An 18,772-nucleotide genomic window follows, 5' to 3' on the forward strand; every position below is an offset into this window, starting at 1 on the left:
GTATGACGGGCGACTGGAGCGGCATGCCGGCAGTCCCGATCGCGTGCAAGCTTCGAAAATGCAGAGCCGTCAGTCAATCTTAGCTCCGTGTCTCCTAAATGTATGCGGAGATGCGAAAACATGTGCATGTCGATAAACGATGATCCGAGCAAGGCTCAAGGCCGTCCGCAGGCAAGCTTCTTGCGGCGATTTATTTGACGATCGCGGAGCCTTTGCCGAAAAGCGACTCGATGTCCAGCAGCAGCTGCTGCGACGGCCTCACCCGGAACGCTTCGCTCAGCGCCACCGACCGGCCTTCCCGTTCGTAGAACAGGACGGTCTCGAGCGGGCCGGCGCTGCCCGTCAGCAACGATTTCAGCCGTTCCATCGCCGCGGAATCCTCGCGGCCCGCGACGATTTTGACATAGAGCCGCTGCACCCGTTTCGCCGGCGCGACAGCCGGTTTGCCCGAGGCCACGCCGGCGGTTTGGCGCGGCAAGCCGTCGCCGCCGGCAGATGCGGATTGCCGCTCCGCGGCTTCGGCGCCGTCGGGGCCAGCGCCCGGCCGCGGCGCCGCCGGAACGGCAGCCGCGGCGCCTGCCGCTTGCGGCGAGGCGCCTGACGGGCCGCGCTGTCCCGAAGCTCTTTCGGCCCCGCCCGGGGCGGTTTGTGCCGGAGAAGCCGCGGCGGCAGTACGCGCCGCCCGGTCGTCGGGAGCGCCCGACTGCGCTGCGCCGCTATCGCGCGCCGCCGCCGGCGCGCCGCCTCCTTGGGCCGCGTTGTCCCGCGCTGCCCGGCTCTGCCCGAACCGCAGCAGCCGCTGCAATTGCGAGGCAAGCTCCTTCGGCGGTCCGCCGCCGGCCAAGCCGCTGCCGAGCGGAATCGCGTCCTCGAGCAGCAGCTTGTAGTCTTCGTCCTGATGCTGCAGCTTGGCCAGCGCGACGACGAGATTGCCGGGCTCGAGCAGCTGTTCGTGCCGCTTCCATACCGTCGGGAACGCGACCGCTTCGACGCGCATGATGCGATCCTCGACCTCGAGGAAGGCCATCGCCTGGCCTTTGCGCGTCATCAAAGGTTTCTTGGACACGACCATCGCGGCGACGAGCACGTAAGCGCCGTCCGGCGCTTCCGCCAGATCGACCAACCGGTCGATCTGTTGGCCGGCGAAAGCCTCGTCGAAATCGTCCAGCGGATGGCCCGACAAATACATGCCGAGCAGCTCGCGCTCCAACCCGAGCAGCTGGCCCGTCGTGAACGGCCGGACTTCCGGCAGCTCCACGTCCCAGTTCTGCACCTCTTCGAAGCCGAACAGTTCGATCTGCAGCTCCTCGCGTTCCTTGCGCCATTTCAGAGCGGCTTCGACCGTCTCGTCGAGCACGGCGATAAGCTGCGCCCGGTGAGCGCCCAGCGTATCGCATGCGCCGGCTTGAATCAGCGATTCCAGCACGCGCTTGTTCACGACCCGCAGATCCGCGCGCCGGCACAGGTCCAGCAGGCTCTCGAATTTGCGCTCCGCGCGCTCCTTCAGCAAGGATTCGATCGCCTGCGTACCCACGTTCTTGATCGAGGCCAGACCGAAGCGGATCGCGCCGTTTACCGGCGTGAACGTCACGCTGCTCTCGTTCACGTCAGGCGGCAGCACCTCGATCTCCATCCGGCGGCATTCGTCGACGTATTCGGCCGTCTTGCGCTGGTTGCCCGTCACGGAAGCGAGCATGGACGCCATGAACGGCACGGGATGATTCGCTTTCAGCCAAGCCGTCTGAAACGCCAGCACGCCGTAGGCGGCCGCATGCGCGCGCGGAAAGCCGTAATCGGCGAAACGGACGATCATGTCGTAGACGGCATTGGCGTCTTTCTCGCTGTAGCCTTGCCCCAAGCTGCCGCTGACGAAATGCGCCCGCTGCTCGTCGAGCACCTCGCGCTTCTTCTTCGAAACGGCGCGGCGAAGGAGGTCGGCCTCGCCGAGCGAAAAGCCCGCCATCGACGACGCGATCTGCATGATCTGCTCTTGGTAGACGATGATGCCGTACGTATCGGCGAGTATCGGTTCCAGCGACGGATGCGGGTACTCCACTTCCGCCGCTCCGTGCTTGCCGGCGATATACTTGGGAATGAAATCCATCGGACCCGGGCGATACAGCGCCACGACCGATACGATGTCTTCGAACTGCGTCGGCTTCAGGTCCCGGAGCACGCGGCGCACGCCGGAGGACTCCAATTGAAAAATGCCCGTCGTCTCTCCGCGCGCCAGCATCGCATAGGTCACGGGGTCGTCGTCGGGGATAAAGCGGAAGTCCACCGTGATGCCCTGCTGCTGCTTCACCCAGTCGAGGGCCCGCTCCAGGATCGAGAGCGTGCGCAAGCCGAGAAAATCCATCTTCAGCAGGCCGACGGCTTCGAGGTTCTCCATGGAATACTGCGTCAGCGCCGTTCGCTCCGTGCCCGCCTGCAGCGGCACGTAGTTCGTCAGCGGTTCGCCGGAGATGACGACGCCCGCGGCATGGGTCGAGGCATGGCGGGGCATTCCCTCGACCTTGATCGCCATGCGGAGCAGATCCGCCGTCTTCGGCTGTCGTTCCGAGGCCTCGCGGAGCTCGGCGCTGGTCCGCAGCGCCTCCTCGAGCGAGATGCCCAGCTGATTCGGGATCAGCTTGGCCGCGCGGTCGACCTCGCCGAACGGCACCGCCATCGCCCGGCCGACGTCGCGCACGGCCGCCTTGGCCGCCATCGTACCGAACGTGATGATCTGGGCGACATGCTCGTCGCCGTACTTCGCCGACACGTACCCGATGACTTCGTCGCGCCGTTCGTCGTTGAAGTCGATATCGATATCGGGCATCGAGACCCGCTCCGGATTCAGGAAGCGTTCGAACAACAGCTTGTATTTGAGCGGATCGACGTCCGTGATATTGAGCGTGTACGCCACGAGGCTGCCTGCCGAGGAGCCGCGTCCCGGACCCGTGCGAATGCCCTGCTCATGGGCGAAGCGGATAAAGTCCCAGACGATCAGGAAATAATCGCTGAAGCCCATGTTGTCGATGACCTTCAGCTCGTACAGCAGCCGGTCCAGCGCGCGTTCCTTCGCGGAAGCGTCCGCCGTCCACGCGGGATCTCCCGCATATCGCGCCTCCAGTCCCTCCCTGCAGAGCGCTTCCAGGTAGGCGGAAGAGGTCATGCCCGCCGGGATCGGACGGAACGCCGGCAGCAGCGCCCTGCCGAACGTCAGTTCAAGGTCGCATTTCCCCGCGATCTCGACGCTGCGGGACACCGCGTCCTCCGCTTGCCGGAATTGGAGGAACATCTCGTCGGCGCGCTTCAGGTACATCTGGTCCGTCAGCATCTGCAGCCGGTCGTCGTCCTCCACGGTTTTCCCGGTACCGATGCAGATCAGCACGTCCTGCACCGCCGCGTCGGAAGGCTGCAGATAATGCACGTCGTTGGTCGCGACGGTCAGGATGCCGGTCTGCTCCGCCAGCGCGAGCGTCGCCTGCAGCACTTTTTTCTGCTCCAGCATGCCGTGGTCCTGAAGCTCCAGATAGAAGTCGTCGCCGAAGATTGAGCGGTAACGCTCGGCCGAACGAAGCGCTTCGTCGAGCCGGTCGTGCAGCAGGTGCTGGGCGATTTCGCTGCCGAGGCAGGAGCTGAGGCAGATCAAGCCTTCCGCGTGCGCGCGCAGCGATTCGAAATCGATCCGCGGCTTATAGTGGAACCCTTCCAAGTGGCCAATGGAGCTCAGCTTCATCAAATTGCGATAGCCCGTCTCGTTCTTGGCGAGCAGGATCAAGTGATAAATCGGATTGTCTTTGCGCGTGCCCTTGTCGAAACGGGAGCCGGTCGTCAAATAGACCTCGCAGCCGATGATCGGTTTGATGCCTCGGGCCCGGCACGCCTTGTAAAACGGAACGGCGCCGTACATGACGCCGTGATCGGTCAGCGCGAGCGCCTTCATGCCCTGCTCCGCGGCGGACTCTACCAGATCCCTGATCCGGGCGGCCCCGTCCAAGAGGCTGAATTCGCTATGAACATGCAAGTGTACAAATTCGCGTGCGCCGCTCATCGCCATTCCTTCTTTCTATCGTAAACGAGCATCATTTTCTATCATTTTATCATATTGACGCCCTGCCCGCCCATACAATGGGACTAGGGCTGGTCGTTCCGCCGACGCGAAACTGCTCGTCCATGCATCCGGGGCTGGTCGTTCCGCCGACGCGAAACTGCTCGCCCATGCATCCGGGGCTGGTCGTTCCGCCGACGCGAAACTGCTCGCCCATGCATCATCCCGGGAGGACAAGCCTCGTCCCCCCGACTTGACCGGAAGGGAGCGAAGCACCATGGAGTCTTTCTTCACGAAAGCCACGATCGATTTCTTTATTGCCTTCGGCGTCGTGTTCGGCGGCTCGATGCTGGCCGGCATGGGATCCGTCTTCGTCATGGCCGCCCCGGCCGCCATCATGCTGGACACGGCTTCCCGCTTGAAAATATGGGCGCTCGTCGCCGCCGTCGGCGGGACGATCGATCCCATGCGGGTCATCGAAAGCAATATGATGGACGGCCATCTCTCGCCCGTCGTACTGCAGATCGTTTACATCCTCTGCGCCTTTCTCGGCGCGCATATGGGCACGGAGCTCGTTCGCTGGCTCTGCAGAGGGGCGGTCTAGCGGATGCGCGTGCCTCCTTTCGAACGCTATGCGCGATTCACGCAGGCCGTCGCCTTCATCGTGCTCGGCGGCATTCTCGGCGCCATGGCGTACCATGCCGTCTTCTTCATGAATTTCAACGCGCTGCGCGCGTCGAATACGGAATTGGAAGATAAACTGATCGATTACGAGGACCGGATCGAGAAGCTCAATCAATTCAAGAACCAGCATACGGTCGTGAAGAGCATTCTGCCGATCTTGTTGGATCAGAAGGAAAACGAGGCGGAAAACGGGTTAGACGAGCGGACGAGGCTCGCGCTCAAGACCCGCTTGAAGAAAGACCTCTCCGTCTTTCTGGGGACGAGCATCTACAAGATCAACACGAACGCGGAGCTGGCCAGACTGCTGCTGGACAGCAAGGTATACATCGTCGGGGGCAACAAGGAGTTTACGGTGAGCATCCATACGATGCTGGTCGTCGACAACGTTCTTCAGGTCTGGTTCATCGCGAAGCCTTACGAGCGTCCGCTCAGATGACGCTTCATTAGTAGCGCGGCCGACAGCGTCCCAAGCATCGCTAAAAAACAGCCGATCCTCATGGGCGACGGGCGTTTTCGCTTGCCGCCCGTTTCATGGTACAATGGAAAACAAATCGGAAAGCTTGTTCAACCTAAAGGAGCTGCGCGCACGTCATGGTCAATGCGTTACACTGGATCATCGTTATCGTCATCTGCCTCACGTCGCTGATGTCGGTTTATTTCAGCTTCAAAGCCCGCCGGACATCCGACACGCGCCAACGCGGAATGCTGAGCGCGCGCCTCAACATGAGCATGGGGGTCATGCTCGTCTTCATTGCCCTCTTCATGATGCTCGCCTTCACGGGCTCGACGGTCAAAGTCATCATCAGCGGACTCATCATCGTCATCGGCCTGTTCAATCTGTTCGCCGGCATCCGCAACAACAGCGTCTACCGTTCCATGAAAGGTTAGAATTGATCTGAATTAGATCAAGTTCAAAAAGTCGGGTTTTGAGCACCCAGAAGGTGCACGCAAGATTCGATGTCGAATATGCTTCCCGAACGCGCATCGTGATCGAAAGACGACTTTTTGAACATCCTCTAATAAGGATCGATCAGCTGCGCCGCAAGCAGCGCTTTGGCCGCCGTGCCGCCGGGGTCCTTCAGCTCGATTTCGAGCTTGGCGCTCTTGCGGCTCATTTCCAGCAGCGCCGGAACGATCACGACCTCGCTCTCCAATTGGATCGGCCGCACGAAGTACGTCGTCATGCTTTCGATCACGTAATCCCGTTTCCCCAGCTCCCGAATGAGCCCCCTGGCCGCCTGCGTCATGAGCGTGACCAGCACCCCTTCCGAGATCGTCCCGAACGTGCCGGACATCTGCGGCGTGATCCGCCCCTCGTACCGGAAATCTTCTCCGTCCTCTCCCGCGTCCTTCAATCGAAAACCCGCGCTGATCAACTCGTCGAACGTCTCCCCGGATTCCTTCTGCTTGCCCGCATACCGCATCGCATCCAGTGCTTCGGCCCGGCTGATGGCCGCCAGCAGCTTGCGGTTCTTGTCCACGATCGGCAGCAAATCGATCCCTTCGGCCGCCATCGTATGCGCCGCGGACGCGATGGGAATATTCGGCGCGGCCGTAATGGGGCTGCGCGTCATCAGCTTCTCCACCGGCTGGTCGTCGTCCTCGCCCTCGGCATCCTTCGCCGTCATCATGCCCACCACGCGCCCCCGCTCGTCCAGCACGGGAAACCGCGTTCCGCCCACGCGCGCGGCCAACTGCACGTAGTCGCCCTTCGTCTCGCCGAGCCGCATCGTTTCCACGTGCCGAGTGTACGTCACGATATCTTCCACGAGCATGATTTTCTGCCGGATGAGCCGGTCGAACATCGCCCGGTTGATCATCGACGCGACCGTGAACGTATCATGCTTCGAAGAGATGATAGGAAGGCCGAGCTCGTCCGCGAGCTGCTTGATGTCTTCGCTCGTGCCGAATCCCCCCGTGATGAGCACGCCCGCCCCCTGCTCCAGCGCGCATCGGTGCGCGCCCTGCCGGTTCCCGACGATGAGCAGGCTGCCCGCGTCGATATAGCGGACCATGGCGTCCAGCTCCATGGCGCCGATGACGAACTTGTGGAGCGTCTTCTCCAGTCCCCCGGCGCCGCCGTACAGCTCGCCCTGCACGATATCGGCCACTTCCCCGAACGTCAGGCGGTCGAGCGATTCGCGGTTGCGCCGTTGGATCCGGACGGTCCCGATCCGCTCCTTGGTGCTGACGAGTCCCGTCGACTCGGCTTCCTTGATCGCCTTGTACGCCGTTCCCTCGCTCACTTCCAGCTCGTCCGCCATCGTGCGCACGGACAGCTTCGTACCGATCTCGAGCTGCCGAATATAATCCATCAACCGCTCGTGCTTCGTTTGCGCTTCGGGCGATTTGCCTGCGGATCCCACGGCGTTCCCTCCTTGTCTTTCTTCGCCTTGCCCTGCTTGTCTGGTTCCATTTTAGCAGAAAGCGCGTCCCGCACGCACGGTTCTTTGGGCGCCGGGAAACGTTATTTTATCTCGAAATCGGCTCTGTCCGCCAATCACCAAGGGATAGATGTCCTCATATGATGAACTAATTCGTGTCAAAACCCTATGGACCCCTGGCCAAAACGTCATCATCCTCCGGCATGGAAGGAGATCCGTCGATGCTGAAATCGAAAGTTGCCGTGCAGGTTATCAGTCCTGGCATTCTGCCGGATGACGCCATCATGCTCGGCGACGCCTATCTGAGACAATGGAAAATCCCGCAAGGTCAGCCGGTGACGCTTAAATTCGGGGCTATGCGCCAATACGTCAAGGTCGTTCCGGTCGAACGGTTCGACGGCATGCGGATCGGACAGAGTCTCGCGAGAAAAATGGGGCTTCTGGAGAGTACCAACCTTCGCATCCGCTACCGCGCCGATGAAGCCGTGCTTGCTCTGGGACCGTTGATCGGCGTGCTGATCAGCCGTGACGACCCGGAGCATCGCGATCGGCCGTTCGGCTCCATTACGATGTTCTGCAAAGAGCTGGTGGATGCCTGCGCCGCGCAGGGCGCCCATGTGTATTTCTTCACCCCGCATCACCTGAAAGGCAATTTCAATACCGTCGAGGGCTGGGTGTACGCCGACGGCTGGCGCAAAGTCTTCCTGCCGTCGCCGGACGTCGTCAACAACCGGCTTACCTCGCGCAAGCTGGAAAACCGTCCCAACGTGCAGGAATTCATCCAAGAGGTCAAGGTGCGGCACCGGAGCACGGTCTTCAACGAGAAATTCCTCGACAAGCCGGAAGTGTTCGAAGCGCTCGCGAAGGACCCTTCGCTGGTGAAATACTTGCCCGAGTCGCATGTGCTCAAAAATTTCCCGATGCTCAAGACGATGTGCAACAGATACCATACCGTGTTCCTAAAGCCGGTCCGCGGCAGTCTGGGCAAAGGCATTATCCGCATCACGCGGACGGAGGGCGAATCGTATTCCGCGCAGTACGCCACGGTCGGCGGCACGCGCAGACATCACTTCAGCAGCCTGCTCAAGCTCTACGGTTCGATCTCCGGCAAGATGAAAACCGTCCGGTATCAAATTCAGCAAGGGCTGCAGTTGATCGACATCATGGGACGTCCGGTCGATTTTCGCGCGCTCGTGCAAAAGAACGAGACGGGCAAATGGGTGCTGACGTCCATCGTCGCCCGCACGGCGGGCAGTCATCATTTCGTCTCCAACCTGGCGCGCGGCGGCACGCTGAGCACGGTACGCGAAGCCGTCGGGCGTTCCAATCTATCCGGCACGAGCAGCCAGGAAGCGCCCGGGAAGCTGTCGCGCGCGGCGCTCGACATCGCCCACGGCGTCGACATGTTCATTCCCGCGCACTTCGGCGAGCTTGGCATCGATCTCGCGCTGGATACGCATGGCCGCGTTTGGCTTCTGGAAGTAAACTCCAAACCGTCGAAAAACGACAACACGCCGCTGCAGGATCAGAAAATCCGTCCTTCCGTCCGCAATATGATTCGCTACGCACGGCACTTGGCCGAATTTTAAAGCTAAAGGAGGAAACGGATATGGCTGAGCCAGCACGTTCCGGCATCCTCGGCATCATGATCAGCCAGCGGCAAGCCGAAGGCGCCGGCGAGAACGGCCGTCCGCTCGCCATGCCGGAAGACGACTTTTGCCGCCGCTTATGCGCCTACGGGCACACGATCGGCATGCTCGTGTTTTTGTTTTGCGCGTCCGAGGCCGCTGCCGCCGACTCCGGGCTGATCGTCGGCTATCGGCTCCAAGGCGGCGAATGGGAGGCGGGCAGCTTCCCGCTTCCCGACGTGGTCTATGACCGGGCGCTGCCGTCGTCCTCGGCGCAAGCCCGTTCGTTTCAAGAAGCGCTGAATCGGCTGAGCCGCCGCAAGCGATATACGCTGCTGAACGGATCGCTTCCCGGCAAGCTGGACGTTTACCTCGCCCTGCAGCAGGAACCTGGCCTCCGGCGCTGGCTGCCCGAGACGCAGCCCTACGAAGGAGCCGGCCAGCTCGAGGCGCTTCTGGAGCGCTATCCTGCAGGATTGTTCCTCAAGCCGTCCGCAGGCATGCACGGCAAAGGCGCGCTGCGGCTGCTCGCGGACGCGGACGGCTGGCGGATCGACGGCAGAGACCGGCATAACCGGCCGCTTGCCCGCCGCTTCGCCGACGGGTCCGCGCTTGGCAGTTGGATCGACCGGTTCGCGTCCGCGGCGCCGTATCTGGTGCAGCCCTGCCTCGAGCTGACCGACGGGGAAGGTCGTTCCTTCGACGTGCGGGCCCTCATGCAAAAGGACGGCGAAGGCCGTTGGCGCTTCACCGGCGCGGCGGTGCGGCGGGGAAGTCCCGGCAGCGTCACGGCCAACCTGCATGGCGGCGGTACGGCCGTCGAAGCGGCGGAAGCCTTCAAGACCAGGTACGGCGACGAGGGCGCGGCAAAGCTTCTGCAGCGCATCCGAAGCGCGAGCGAACGGTACGCCGCCTGCCTGGAGCAGCATTTCGGCCGCATGGCCGAACTCGGCCTCGATTTCGGCCTCGAGCCCCATGGCCGGCTTTGGCTGCTGGAAGCCAACGCCAAGCCGGGACGACAATCCTTCGACAGCGACGCCGAGACCGCCGAGCTGGCCGTTCGCCGTCCAATCGATTACGCGAAGCTGCTGGCCTCCCGCCAGCGACCCGTTTTCCCGTCCACCCGAATTCAAAGGAGATACATTCAGGAGGTTCATCCATGAGTTTGACATCTTGTCATGTACACTTCTCACCCTCAAATGAACGCATCGTCCACCTGTCGGGCTCACTCCTTCGATCCCTTAAGCTGTCCGGCAAAAAGACGATTCAACTGAAATTCGGTCACGAAACCATCACGGCCGCAGTGAAGTCCATCAACCGCCAGGGCAACCATCTCTATCTGTCCGCCGGCGTGCGCCAATCGATCAAGGTTCCGAAAGCCGGCAGCATTTCCTACGTGCAGGGCGAAGACAACGATCTGCAGCTCGGGCCCTTGATCGGCGTCCTTACCGACGGCAGCCGCAAGAGCGATTCTCCGTTCGGCTCCCGTTCCGGCTACATTCGCCAGCTGATCCGCATGGGCGAAAACAAAGCTTACGTCTTCGCCTTTACGCCCCGGGACGTGAATTGGGCGAAAGAAACGGTCAACGGCTATTTCCTGAACAGCGCCGGCAGCTGGTACCGCAAAGTCGTGCCGCTTCCGAACGTCGTCTATAACCGGCTGCCGAGCCGCTACGCGGAAACGACGGCCTCGATCATGTCCATGCGGGAACGGTTCATCCGCAAAGGCGTGCCGTTCTTCAACTGGAGCTTCTTCAACAAATCCGACGTGTATAAGCTGCTGGACAAAGACGTGGAGGCGCTCGAGCATCTGCCCGAATCCGTCAATAACCCGCGCTCCGAGAAAATCAAGGAAATGCTGGAAAACCATCAGTTCGTGTATTTCAAACCGACGGCCGGCAGCCTCGGCATCGGCATTTACCGGCTCACCTATCATCCGAAGCGCGGCTATTTCGCCCGCTACCGGCGCGGCAACACGAACGTGCTGCTGCGGTTCACGAACTTCAACAGCTTGATGAAAATGCTGGAGTCGCGCCACGGCAGCGGCCTGGGGCGCTATGTCAGCCAACAGGGCGTACGGCTGATCGAGATCGACGGCTGCCCGATCGACTTCCGCTTCCACATGCACAAGAACGGCAGCAACGAATGGGTCCCGGTCGGCATCGGCGCCAAGAAAGCCGGCCGCGGCAGCGTCACGACCCATATCAAGAACGGCGGATCGCTGCTGACGCCGGAACAGGCGCTGAGCCGGGCATTCGGCGACCGGGCCGACGACATGTTGTCGAAAGCCAAAGCGGTATCCATCAAACTCTCGCAAGCCATCGAGCGGAACTTCCCGCATACGCTCGGCGAGCTCGGCCTGGATATCGGCATCGACAAGGATGGCGATATCTGGATGTTCGAAGCGAACGCCAAGCCGGGCAGATCCATCTTCAGCCATCCGTCTCTCCGGTCGCAGGGCCGGGATTCCATGTCGCACATTTTGGAGCACTGCCTGTACCTGAGCAAGTTCAAGGAACAGGGAGGGAATGACTGATGGCCTTTGTCATACAAGAGGACACGGCGGAAAGCTCGGCCCTTACCAGAGCCAAACAGCCGGTTCTCGCCATTCTTACGATCGAGGATGACCTGCAGCTCTTTCGCGGCAACCGCCAGAATTTCGCCGACTTGATCGCCGCGGGCAAGGACAACGGCTTCCTCGTCTACGTGCTCACGGTGAAACAGCTGAAGCTCGGCCGCAAGACGCTGAACGGCTATACGTACGATCCCGGCTCGGATGCGTGGCTGGTGCAGAAATTCCCTTTTCCCGAGTTGATCTACAACCGCATTCCGCTCCGCGAGGATGAGCTGCAGCCCGAAGTGAGACGAAAAATCGCCGCCTGCCTCCGGAATCCCGGCGTGCAGATCTTCAATCCGAAGTTCTTCAACAAGTGGAGCCTGTTCAAATGGCTGCGCCAGTCCAAGAACACGAAGCCCTTCATCCCCGCTACGAGCCGGATGCTGACGGTCAGCGGTCTGGGCCGGATGATGCTGCGCCACCGGTTTCTCTATCTGAAGCCCGTCAGCGGCAAGGCCGGCAAGGGCATCATGACGATCCAGCTGCAGCCCGAGAAGCCGCTCCCGTACCGGCTCAAAATCCAAGGCAACAAGGGAAGCACCACCTATAACTGCGGGACGATCTCGAAGCTGTGGACGCGCATCAAGAAGGAAAGCAGCGGCGAGCGCTACATCGCCCAGCAGGGCATCCAGCTTGCCGCGTACAACGACCGGTCCTTCGACCTGCGGGCGCTTATCCAGAAGAACCAGCGCGGCCAATGGGATATCTCCGGCATCGGCGCCCGGCTGGCCGGTTCGATGAGCATCACGACGCATGTGCCGCGCGGCGGGAGCATCGAAGATCCGGAGAAACTGCTTGTCGGCGTATTTGGCCAAGACGAAGCTAATAAACTTCTTACAAAGACCCGCTCGACGGCGCTCGTCATCGCTCGCCAGATCGAACGCGGCTCCGGACGCAGCCTGGCCGAAATGTCGATGGACCTCGGCATCGATCAAGCCGGCAATATCTGGTTCTTCGAAGCCAACGCCAAGCCGATGAAATTCGACGAACCGGACATTCGCAAGCGTTCGCTGGAGCGGATCTTTCAATATAGCAGCTATTTGTTGAAAACGAAGGACAAATAGCGAGGAGGGAACAAGCATGCAGGTAAAGCTGCTGTCGCCGTCTCAATGGTCGTCGTCCAAGGAAAGAATCACCCGTTTTCTGTACAGGTACGGCGACAGCCGCATTACCCATACGGGGCTTGCCGCGCTTAACGCGCTGCCGCCTGCCCGCTTGGCAGCAAACGGCCGTTCCGGCGATGCGGCAGCGGCGGCGGTTGCCGTCGCCATTCAAGACGGACGGCTTGCGGCCGTCGCGTTCGCGGAAGACGGGGGCGAACGCGCCTGCTTCGTCGTCGTCTCTCCGGAATGCCGGGGACAAGGAACCGGCAGCCTCCTGCTGCGGGCGCTTCATCGCCGTCTGGGCCGACTTACCTGCAGCGTCGCCTCCGACAATCCGGCCAGCATGAATATGTGCTTCCGGGCGGGCATGAAGGCCGTCAGCCTGCATACCGGTCCTACCGGCAAGCCGACCCTTCGATTCGAACACTAGCGCGAGGCACTCGCAAAACTTAAAGCGTATGCTTCCGAAGCGAGTTTTGCTATTCTTGCCGGAATTCCCGGCTGCGAGGGGCACTCGCAAAACTTAAAGCGTATGCTTCCGAAGCGAGTTTTGCTATTCTTGCCGGAATTCCCGGCTGCGAGGGGCACTCGCAAAACTTTTAGGAGGAGACACTATGGGTCAGCCGGTACTCGGCATTTTAACCCTGTATCTCAATGACCGTGGTCTGATGGAGGAGAAATCCATTTATGCCCGCATGACGGACGCCGGCAAAAATCTCGGCCTGGAGATCTTCGTCTTCACGCCGGCCGACGTCAATTTTGCGCAGAATCGGATCCACGCGCATATGTACGACGCGACATCGAAAACCTGGAGCCGCAAATGGCGTTCCTTTCCCCATATGATTTACGACCGGTGCCGGATCCAGCGCAGCCACCGGTTCGTGCAGCTCAGCCAGTTCCGCAAAAAATACGGGCATCTGACTTTCCTGAACCGGGTGCTGCGCAATAAATGGACGGTCTACAAAACCTTGAACCGGGAAGAGAAATTCCGGCCGCACCTGCCCTTCACGCGACTGTACGAGGGCCAGAGCGACTTGACGGAAGTGATCCGGAAGTATCCGCTCGTCTATCTGAAGCCGATCAACGGCACGGGCGGCCGCGGCATTCTTCGCATCGAGAAGGAGCAAAGCGGCAGCTACCTCATTCAGGGGCGCGACCAGTCGAGGAAGATCGTCAGTCCGCAGCGGGTCGGCACGACCGGCATTCACAGCCGTCTGGCCAAGTGGAACCTGCGGGAAAACCGGTACCTGGTGCAGCAGGGCATTCAGCTCAAGCTGCCGAGCGGCCGCGTGCACGATTACCGGATGCTGGTGCAGAAGAACGGCAGCGGCGAGTGGGAAGTGACGGGCTGCGCCGGCCGGATCGGCGCGAGCGGCAGCATTACGTCGAATCTGCACGGCGGCGGCCAGGCCGTCAAGATGAAGACGCTGCTCGGCGATTGGATCAAGAACGAGGAAACCGTGACGACCGTCAAACGGAAAGCCGAGGAGCTCGGCGTGGAGATCGCGGCGTATCTGGAGCGCTCTTACGGGCGGCTTTGCGAGCTGGCGCTGGATTTGGCGATCGACCGCAAAGGCCAGATCTTCCTCCTGGAGGTCAACCCCAAGCCTTCGCGCGAAGTCTTCATCCAGGCCGGAGAGCGCGAGACCTACCGGCGGGCCATCATCAGGCCCCTTGAATACGCGGTTTGGATGTACGAACAGAAGCAGAAGCGGGAGAAAGCGAAGACGTCCGCGGAATTCGGCAAGCGATTCGACGGCTTGAGGTTCGACGACACGGGGTCCGGCGACACGGCGTTCGATAATGCGAGGTTTGAGGGCTCGAGGTTCGACGGCCCGCGATTCGACGGCACGAGATTCGAGGGATCAAGGTTCGAGGGATCAAGATTCGACGACAATCGTTCGCTGTAAGAGCCGCCGATTCGCCCGGCGAAGGCTCGACCGTCGGCGGCTTGCTCGCTGACGGTTCCGTCGGCAACGGATACAAGTGAAGACCCGGTCCGCTCTCCGCGAGCAGGCCGGGTCTTCTGACATTACGGCTGGCGGGTCAATTCCAACAGCTGGCGGAAATCGGTGATCAGCGCGTCGGAGCCGCTCAGTTCTTCCTGGCGGCCGTACACGGCATAGGCGCAGCCTACGACCTGGAGCCCGTTCTTCTTGCCCGCTTCCACGTCGGACGAGCGGTCTCCGACCATCCACGCCGATTGGACGCCATGGTCCTGAAGCAGCCGTTCCACGAGATGCACCTTGGATGCCGTGCCGTACTCGCCGGCGCTGTACAAGCCGTCGAACAAAGGCGCTATGCCCCGGAAGCGGGCGACCTCCTTGACGTAAAGCTCCAGCCCGTTGCTCGCCACGAACAGTTTGAAGCCCTGCGCCTTCAACTCCCGCAGCGTCTCCGCGACATGCGGGTACAGCTGTCCTTCGCCGTTCTCCAGGCCCTCGACCTCGTACTGGAGCATCAGCTCGTCCGCCCGGCGCTGGGCCGCCTCCGAGCCGTCCGGCATGACGATGCGCCAAATGTCCGCCAGCAGCATCCCGAGACAAGCGAGCAGCTTCTCCACCGGCGGCGTCGGCTGCATGTACAGTCCCTCTGCCCGAAGCGTCGCGAATATCCGTTCATGCACCCCTTTGAGCAACGTGTCCGTTTCGAACAACGTGCCGTCCATATCGAAAATCAAAGCTTCCGGCCGCGGAAGCGTATCGCTGCTGCGCATGGTGAAATCTCCTTTTCGCGTCTGTGATGCCCTTAATCATACTGGAAAAGAAGTCCGCCGCGCAAGGAGGAAACGGCTGCGTTCCCATGCCGGGGCCAGCACCGCGAACCTCGCCCGGCCAGTTGGTTTACCACTTCCCGGGATCGATGTCGCCCGGCTTGAGCCCTTCCCATACGTTGCGGATATCGGCTTGCTCCGGATGCTCGAAGACCAGGAACGCGCTCGGCAGATACCGGCCCTCGCTGCTCTTGGTCGACGGCTTGTTCAGCACCGCGCCGTCCTTCACGAGCACCGTCGAGGAACCGCCGTCGAGATTCGCGGCGATGACCGCCCCGCGTTCCAGCATGATTTGCTGCACGTCGTAGAGATTCGCTCCGATGCTGTGGCCCGGTTGGCGCCCGTCGATGACCACGAACAAAATCGCGCCGTCCTCGCGCTGGCCCATCGCGGTCCTGGGGGCGATTCCCCAACCGTCGGCGGCGTTCTTGATCAGGCCTTTGCCGTTCACGATGATGCGCGGCTGGAAAGTGACCGCTTCCTTCACCCCCATCTGCTGCATCTCGCTCAGCGAATAGCGGCCGGCGACCATTTTGCCGCTGCCGTCGATGCCGACGACCTGCGTCGCGTTCGATCGGCCCAAGTCGCTGTAAAACAACTGCCCGCCGGACATCACGATGCCGATCGGCTGAAATCCGTTCCCCTCCCAATTGGGGTCGGCGAAACCGCCTCCGTTGACCCCGGCGATGGCCCCGGTTCGCTGCACCATGCTCAGCACCCGCTCGCCCCTGCCCGGCTTCTCGGGAACGGCGATGCGGATCTTGGTCGGATCGTTGACCGTCATGACGTAGCCGCTGTACCCGTGTCCCGAAATCGGCTCGATTTCGACGAGCGGCTTCTCCTGCTCCGCCTGCCCGGCCTCGTTGGCGCCGGATGCAGGCACCGGCGTCCCCGTTCCCGGAGCGGACGGATGGATCTCGTGCGTATCCCGCTCTTCGCCCATTTCATTGAACCGGTTCTGGTACGCCTGCACGCGCGCGTCCAACGCCTCTTGCCCGATAATATATTTCGCCCATTTCCGATGCTGGGTCGTGATCAAGGTATCCGCCATCACGTAGCGGAAGTCGGTTCCGGAAGGCGTCAGAAACAACCAGACCGCTCCGCTTGCGCCGATCGCCAAGAACAGCGCGAACGCGGCGGCCGTGATGCGTAACCATTTCCTTTTGCGCTTGGCCGGCCGCGACGGCAGTCTCTTGCCCTGCAGCCGACCGCCGGGCGAGACGCCTGCGATCTCGGCGGAAATCTTCGTGCCCACTCCTTCGCCCTCCTTAAGATCCAATCCGACATGCGGTTACCTAATAAACGCGAAATTTTTCTCGAAAGTTTCACCATGGCATCGGATACGACAAAAGTAGTGCGGAAACGTCAATATAAGCGATCTTCCGCTGCTTGCCGGACATAAAAAAACCGGCTCGCGCCCGATGGGCACGAAACCGGTTTTGACGATTTCGGGAAACGTTGACCGTGAAGCGGCATGCAGCCGCTGTCACGGCTTGGTAAACAATTTCTCGGCGTCGTCCAGCGCCATGCTTTGGCCGATCGACGAGTAATCGAGCCACTTTTGACCGTCCAACACGTAGACATGCTTGTTTTTGACCGCCTTCAGATTTTGCCAGATCGCGCTCTTGGCTATCTCGTCGTAATTGCCTTTGGCCGCGCTGCCCGTGCTGATGATAACGAAGATCGCATCGGCGTCGTAATCCGGCAGCACTTCCTGCGAGATGACCTGGAACGGCTTGTCGACGATTTTGTCGGGACCGGCGACCGGCTGAAGCTTCAGGTCGTCGAACATGATCGGACCGAGCGGCGGGGCGGCGCTCATGACGCGCAGCTCCTTGGCGGTCATGCGGATCGCCATCACTTTGCCGTCGCCCAGCTCGTCGTGGACGAGCTTCGAGACGCGCTCCGCTTTCGCGGCGTAATCCAAGATGAATTGATCGGCTTCCTTCATGCGCCCGATCTGCTCGGCGATGCGCTTCAAGTGGTCGCGCCAGGTGCCTTTGTCCATATCGAGGCTGATCGTCGGCGCGATTTTTTCGAATTTGGCGATATCGTCGCCGCTGTACGTTTCATCGACGTAGATGACATCCGGCTTCAGCGCCAGCAGCGCCTCCATGTCGGGATCCGTGACGACGCCGAGCTTCGTGACGCCCTGCAGCTGATCGGCCACGTGCGGCAGGAAATCTTTCACGTCGCCGCCGATGACCGAGCCGACCGGCTTGATGCCGAGCGCGAGCAGATTGTTCGTGATGTGGATGGACATGGAGGCGATGCGCGCATCGGGATCATGCGTGATGTCCGCTGGTTGCCCGGCGTCCGCCGTTCCCGCGTTCGCCGTACCGGCGGCATTGGCCGCGCCCGCGTTCGTTTGCGCGTTATTTGCATGATTCGCGTTATTCGCGGCATTTTGCGTATTCGCCGATTGGCCGCATCCGGCCAGTATCGCAAGCAGCAGCAGCGCTGACGCCCATAGCGGTAATTTATTGTGCATGAAAATTCGGTTCATCATGTTCGTTTGCTCCTCGGTGAATGATTAAGTTTTGCTGCGAAACAGCTGATACAGAAAATACGGGCCGCCGATTCCCGCGACGACCACACCGGCTGGAATCGCGTTCGGCTGAAAGATGGATCGTCCGATCGTGTCGGCCGTTACGAGAATGACCAAGCCCGTCATCGCCGCTACAGGCAGGAAATGGCGATGCTGCGGCCCTGCGAGGCTTCGCGCGATATGCGGCGCGGCCAGGCCGATGAAGCCGATCCCGCCCGTCATGGATACGCTCGCGCAGGATAACGCCACGGCCAGGGTCAGCATCAGGATGCGGCTTCGGTTGACGCGGCCGCCCACGCCGCCGGCGATCTCGTCGCCCAGCGCGAACACGTCCAGCACCCGGGACCGGTAATAAATGAGCGGCACCAGCACGACCGTCCACGGCAGCAGCGCCCAGACGTTGATCCATTCGCGGCCCCAGATGCTGCCGGCCAGCCAGCGCGCGGCGAAATTGTACGTGTCCTCGTCCAGCCGCAGCGAGAGAAACAACGTGAAGGCGCTGACGCCCGCTTCGACGGCGATCCCGACCAGAATGAGCCGGATCGGCAAAATCCCCTTTCGCCGGTCGTACGCGAACAGAAAGATGAAGACGGCGATGGCGATCCCGCCGGCGAACGTAAAGAGCGGGATGAGCAGGGCATCGGGTCCCTCCATGCCATGAAAGAACGAAACGAATACGGTCAAGCCGAGCGCGGCGCCGGCGTGAAGCCCGAGAATGCCCGGATCGGCCAGCGAATTGCGCGAAACGCCTTGCAGTACCGCGCCGGCGACGCCGAGCCCGATGCCCGCGAGCGCCGTGATGACGATGCGCGGCAGCCGGTAATCGTACAGGATCAGCGTCTCTTCCGGCGTCCCTCTGCCGATCAGCGCTTTCCATACGGACACGGGGGACAGCCGGATCGTACCCGTGTTCAAGCTGACGACGATCACGACCGCGGCTAGCAGCAGCATGACGAGCGAGACGATGACGGCCCTTCTTCTCCGCATTGCGGCATAGGC

Annotated in this window: 15 protein-coding genes; 9 read left to right on the forward strand and 6 right to left on the reverse strand. The window is 61.5% G+C overall.

Features of this window, described 5'->3' with window-relative positions; all coding sequences use genetic code 11:
- Nucleotides 1–190: 190 nt before the first annotated feature.
- Nucleotides 191–4,039, reverse strand: coding sequence for a DNA polymerase III subunit alpha (locus AC50YL_RS13645; protein WP_494832697.1), 3,849 nt, complete (start codon nucleotides 4,037–4,039; stop codon nucleotides 191–193).
- Between the two features lie 274 nt (nucleotides 4,040–4,313).
- Between AC50YL_RS13645 and AC50YL_RS13650 the strand changes: the two genes are divergently transcribed.
- The 3 genes from AC50YL_RS13650 to AC50YL_RS13660 all read left to right on the forward strand — a co-directional run bounded on the left by AC50YL_RS13650 (nucleotide 4,314) and on the right by AC50YL_RS13660 (nucleotide 5,608).
- A complete protein-coding gene (locus tag AC50YL_RS13650; protein WP_494832699.1) occupies nucleotides 4,314–4,640 on the forward strand; it encodes a YtrH family sporulation protein in 327 nt (108 codons plus the stop codon).
- A gap of 3 nt (nucleotides 4,641–4,643) precedes the next feature.
- Complete coding sequence (locus tag AC50YL_RS13655; RefSeq protein WP_494832700.1) at nucleotides 4,644–5,156, forward strand: sporulation membrane protein YtrI; 513 nt, start codon at nucleotides 4,644–4,646, stop codon at nucleotides 5,154–5,156.
- 155 nt (nucleotides 5,157–5,311) lie between these two features.
- Entirely contained in the window at nucleotides 5,312–5,608 is a 297-nt protein-coding gene (locus AC50YL_RS13660; protein WP_494832701.1) for a YtpI family protein, read from the forward strand.
- 128 nt (nucleotides 5,609–5,736) lie between these two features.
- On the opposite strand, the gene AC50YL_RS13665 is transcribed toward AC50YL_RS13660, so the two are convergent.
- Nucleotides 5,737–7,035, reverse strand: a complete 1,299-nt coding sequence (locus tag AC50YL_RS13665; RefSeq protein ID WP_494833404.1) for a DRTGG domain-containing protein — start codon at nucleotides 7,033–7,035, stop codon at nucleotides 5,737–5,739.
- A 290-nt stretch (nucleotides 7,036–7,325) separates the two neighbouring features.
- Between AC50YL_RS13665 and AC50YL_RS13670 the strand changes: the two genes are divergently transcribed.
- The 6 genes from AC50YL_RS13670 to AC50YL_RS13695 all read left to right on the forward strand — a co-directional run bounded on the left by AC50YL_RS13670 (nucleotide 7,326) and on the right by AC50YL_RS13695 (nucleotide 14,362).
- Nucleotides 7,326–8,693 (forward strand): YheC/YheD family endospore coat-associated protein, encoded by a 1,368-nt coding sequence (locus AC50YL_RS13670; protein ID WP_494832704.1) that lies wholly within the window; start codon nucleotides 7,326–7,328, stop codon nucleotides 8,691–8,693.
- A gap of 20 nt (nucleotides 8,694–8,713) precedes the next feature.
- Nucleotides 8,714–9,895: a YheC/YheD family endospore coat-associated protein gene (locus AC50YL_RS13675; RefSeq protein ID WP_494832706.1), complete on the forward strand. Its 1,182-nt coding sequence runs from the start codon at nucleotides 8,714–8,716 to the stop codon at nucleotides 9,893–9,895.
- Complete coding sequence (locus AC50YL_RS13680; protein WP_494832708.1) at nucleotides 9,892–11,268, forward strand: YheC/YheD family endospore coat-associated protein; 1,377 nt, start codon at nucleotides 9,892–9,894, stop codon at nucleotides 11,266–11,268. Before AC50YL_RS13675 ends, AC50YL_RS13680 begins: the two co-directional genes overlap by 4 nt.
- Entirely contained in the window at nucleotides 11,268–12,413 is a 1,146-nt protein-coding gene (locus AC50YL_RS13685) for a YheC/YheD family endospore coat-associated protein (protein ID WP_494832710.1), read from the forward strand. Before AC50YL_RS13680 ends, AC50YL_RS13685 begins: the two co-directional genes overlap by 1 nt.
- Before the next feature lie 16 nt (nucleotides 12,414–12,429).
- Complete coding sequence (locus tag AC50YL_RS13690; RefSeq protein WP_494832712.1) at nucleotides 12,430–12,882, forward strand: GNAT family N-acetyltransferase; 453 nt, start codon at nucleotides 12,430–12,432, stop codon at nucleotides 12,880–12,882.
- 184 nt (nucleotides 12,883–13,066) lie between these two features.
- Nucleotides 13,067–14,362, forward strand: a complete 1,296-nt coding sequence (locus AC50YL_RS13695) for a YheC/YheD family protein (protein WP_494832714.1) — start codon at nucleotides 13,067–13,069, stop codon at nucleotides 14,360–14,362.
- 122 nt (nucleotides 14,363–14,484) lie between these two features.
- Here AC50YL_RS13695 and AC50YL_RS13700 read toward each other — a convergent pair whose 3' ends face one another.
- From AC50YL_RS13700 to AC50YL_RS13715, 4 genes are all read right to left on the reverse strand, one after another.
- Nucleotides 14,485–15,168 carry an HAD family hydrolase gene (locus AC50YL_RS13700; protein ID WP_494832715.1) on the reverse strand — a complete coding sequence of 228 codons (684 nt, stop codon included), beginning with the start codon at nucleotides 15,166–15,168 and terminating at the stop codon, nucleotides 14,485–14,487.
- 127 nt (nucleotides 15,169–15,295) lie between these two features.
- Entirely contained in the window at nucleotides 15,296–16,480 is a 1,185-nt protein-coding gene (locus AC50YL_RS13705) for a phosphodiester glycosidase family protein (RefSeq protein ID WP_494832717.1), read from the reverse strand.
- A 231-nt stretch (nucleotides 16,481–16,711) separates the two neighbouring features.
- The gene (locus tag AC50YL_RS13710) at nucleotides 16,712–17,716 is read right to left on the reverse strand and encodes an ABC transporter substrate-binding protein (RefSeq protein ID WP_494833405.1); all 1,005 of its coding nucleotides are present in this window, start codon (nucleotides 17,714–17,716) and stop codon (nucleotides 16,712–16,714) included.
- A 42-nt stretch (nucleotides 17,717–17,758) separates the two neighbouring features.
- The gene (locus AC50YL_RS13715; RefSeq protein ID WP_494833406.1) at nucleotides 17,759–18,760 is read right to left on the reverse strand and encodes a FecCD family ABC transporter permease; all 1,002 of its coding nucleotides are present in this window, start codon (nucleotides 18,758–18,760) and stop codon (nucleotides 17,759–17,761) included.
- Nucleotides 18,761–18,772 lie beyond the last annotated feature (12 nt).

The sequence above is a fragment of the Paenibacillus sp. J22P277 genome (genome assembly GCF_059383675.1).